This is a genomic window from Pseudohaemophilus paraphrohaemolyticus (genome assembly GCF_003253115.1).
In the GTDB taxonomy this organism is placed as follows: domain Bacteria; phylum Pseudomonadota; class Gammaproteobacteria; order Enterobacterales; family Pasteurellaceae; genus Haemophilus_A; species Haemophilus_A paraphrohaemolyticus_A.
The window spans coordinates 1-3,322 of the sequence record NZ_QEQF01000016.1 but is presented as its reverse complement, the minus strand read 5'-3'; the positions used below and the strand labels follow the sequence as shown (position 1 = coordinate 3,322).

Here is a 3,322-nt window from a genome sequence, read left to right as displayed (position 1 = left end):
TTGTTCTTTAAAAAATTGGAAACAAGCTGAAAAACTGAAGAGACTTTCAAGTCGAATTTAAAAGAGTTTGATAAGAAAAAGTCTGAGTAGTTAAATAAAATCTTAACTGAACAAAAGCAGTTAAGTGTTTAGTAATTTAATATACTTTGAATGTTTAATTGAAAACATTTGAGGTTGTATAGTTAAGTGACTAAGCGTACACGGTGGATGCCTTGGCAATCAGAGGCGATGAAGGACGTGCTAATCTGCGAAAAGCTTGGGTGAGTTGATAAGAAGCGTTTAACCCAAGATGTCCGAATGGGGAAACCCAGTAGATGAAGAATCTACTATCACTTGTTGAATAGATAGGCAAGTGAAGCAAACCGGGAGAACTGAAACATCTAAGTACCCCGAGGAAAAGAAATCAACCGAGATTCTGTCAGTAGCGGCGAGCGAAAGCGGAAGAGCCTGTTAGTGATAGCAGTTTTGTTAGGAGAATGTGCTGGGAAGCACAATCACAGAGGGTGATAATCCCGTATCCGAAAACATTATTGCGGTACTAAGCTAACGAAAAGTAGGGCGGGACACGAGAAATCCTGTTTGAAGATGGGGGGACCATCCTCCAAGGCTAAATACTCCTGATTGACCGATAGTGAACCAGTACTGTGAAGGAAAGGCGAAAAGAACCCCAGTGAGGGGAGTGAAATAGAACCTGAAACCGTGTACGTACAAGCAGTGGGAGCCAATTTATTTGGTGACTGCGTACCTTTTGTATAATGGGTCAGCGACTTATATTTTGTAGCAAGGTTAACTGAATAAGGGAGCCGAAGGGAAACCGAGTCTTAACTGGGCGAAGAGTTGCAAGGTATAGACCCGAAACCCGGTGATCTAGCCATGGGCAGGTTGAAGATTGGGTAACACTAATTGGAGGACCGAACCGACTAATGTTGAAAAATTAGCGGATGACTTGTGGCTGGGGGTGAAAGGCCAATCAAACCGGGAGATAGCTGGTTCTCCCCGAAATCTATTTAGGTAGAGCCTTGAGCGGACACCTTCGGGGGTAGAGCACTGTTTCGGCTAGGGGTCCATCCCGGATTACCAACCCGATGCAAACTGCGAATACCGAAGAGTGATACTCAGGAGACACACGGTGGGTGCTAACGTCCATCGTGGAGAGGGAAACAACCCAGACCGCCAGCTAAGGTCCCAAAGTACTAGTTAAGTGGGAAACGAAGTGGGAAGGCTTAGACAGCTAGGATGTTGGCTTAGAAGCAGCCATCATTTAAAGAAAGCGTAATAGCTCACTAGTCGAGTCGGCCTGCGCGGAAGATGTAACGGGGCTAAAACTAGTCACCGAAGCTGCGGCATCAGTCGAAAGACTGTTGGGTAGGGGAGCGTTCTGTAAGCGGATGAAGGTGCATTGAGAAGTGTGCTGGACGTATCAGAAGTGCGAATGCTGACATAAGTAACGATAAAACGAGTGAAAAACTCGTTCGCCGGAAGACCAAGGGTTCCTGTCCAACGTTAATCGGGGCAGGGTGAGTCGGCCCCTAAGGCGAGGCTGAAAAGCGTAGTCGATGGGAAACGGGTTAATATTCCCGTACTTGGATAAATTGCGATGTGGGGACGGAGAAGGTTAGGTTAGCAGACTGTTGGATGGCTGTTTAAGGCGGTAGGTGGAGTGCTTAGGCAAATCCGGGCACTCTTAACACCGAGAACTGATGACGAGGTGCTAAGGCACTGAAGTAACTGATACCACGCTTCCAGGAAAAGCCACTAAGCTTCAGATTTATCTAAACCGTACTATAAACCGACACAGGTGGTCAGGTAGAGAATACTCAGGCGCTTGAGAGAACTCGGGTGAAGGAACTAGGCAAAATAGCACCGTAACTTCGGGAGAAGGTGCGCCGGCGTAGATTGTAACCCCTCGCGGGTGAAGGTTGAACCGGTCGAAGATACCAGCTGGCTGCAACTGTTTATTAAAAACACAGCACTCTGCAAACACGAAAGTGGACGTATAGGGTGTGATGCCTGCCCGGTGCTGGAAGGTTAATTGATGGTGTTATCGAAAGAGAAGCTCCTGATCGAAGCCCCAGTAAACGGCGGCCGTAACTATAACGGTCCTAAGGTAGCGAAATTCCTTGTCGGGTAAGTTCCGACCTGCACGAATGGCATAATGATGGCCAGGCTGTCTCCACCCGAGACTCAGTGAAATTGAAATCGCCGTGAAGATGCGGTGTACCCGCGGCTAGACGGAAAGACCCCGTGAACCTTTACTATAGCTTGACACTGAACATTGAATTTTGATGTGTAGGATAGGTGGGAGCCTTTGAAGCAGTCACGCCAGTGATTGTGGAGGCGTCCTTGAAATACCACCCTTTAACGTTTGATGTTCTAACGAAGAGTGGAAACACGCTCTCGGACAGTGTCTGGTGGGTAGTTTGACTGGGGCGGTCTCCTCCCAAAGAGTAACGGAGGAGCACGAAGGTTTGCTAATCACGGTCGGACATCGTGAGGTTAGTGCAATGGTATAAGCAAGCTTAACTGCGAGACAGACAAGTCGAGCAGGTACGAAAGTAGGTCATAGTGATCCGGTGGTTCTGAATGGAAGGGCCATCGCTCAACGGATAAAAGGTACTCCGGGGATAACAGGCTGATACCGCCCAAGAGTTCATATCGACGGCGGTGTTTGGCACCTCGATGTCGGCTCATCACATCCTGGGGCTGAAGTAGGTCCCAAGGGTATGGCTGTTCGCCATTTAAAGTGGTACGCGAGCTGGGTTTAGAACGTCGTGAGACAGTTCGGTCCCTATCTGCCGTGGGCGTTGGAGAATTGAAAGGGGCTGCTCCTAGTACGAGAGGACCGGAGTGGACGCATCCCTGGTGTTCCGGTTGTGTCGCCAGACGCATTGCCGGGTAGCTACATGCGGAAGAGATAAGTGCTGAAAGCATCTAAGCACGAAACTTGCCTTAAGATGAGTTCTCCCAGACTATAAGTCTGTAAGGGTTGTTGGAGACTACGACGTAGATAGGTGTGGTGTGTAAGCGGTGCGAGCCGTTGAGCTAACACATACTAATTGCCCGAGAGGCTTAACTATACAACGCTCAAGTGTTTTTACAGCTTGTTTTTAATTTAAAGAATAAAGAACCAAAAATAAAATCGAAAGAATATTAAGTCAGAGCAGAGTAAGAAACGAAGCTCAAGGCTAAAACAGAATATTCTGGCGACCATAGTGCGGTAGTTCTACCTGACTCCATTCCGAACTCAGAAGTAAAATGCCGTAATGCCGATGGTAGTGTGGGGTTTCCCCATGTGAGAGTAGGGCATCGCCAGATTGAATTT

Annotated in this window: 2 rRNA genes; both read left to right on the top strand. The window is 47.9% G+C overall.

Going from position 1 to position 3,322, the window contains the following annotated elements:
* Positions 1-180: 180 nt before the first annotated feature.
* Positions 181-3,077, top strand: a 23S ribosomal RNA gene (locus tag DPV92_RS09660).
* A 122-nt stretch (positions 3,078-3,199) separates the two neighbouring features.
* A 5S ribosomal RNA gene (rrf, locus tag DPV92_RS09655) occupies positions 3,200-3,315 on the top strand.
* The last annotated feature ends 7 nt before the right edge of the window (positions 3,316-3,322 follow it).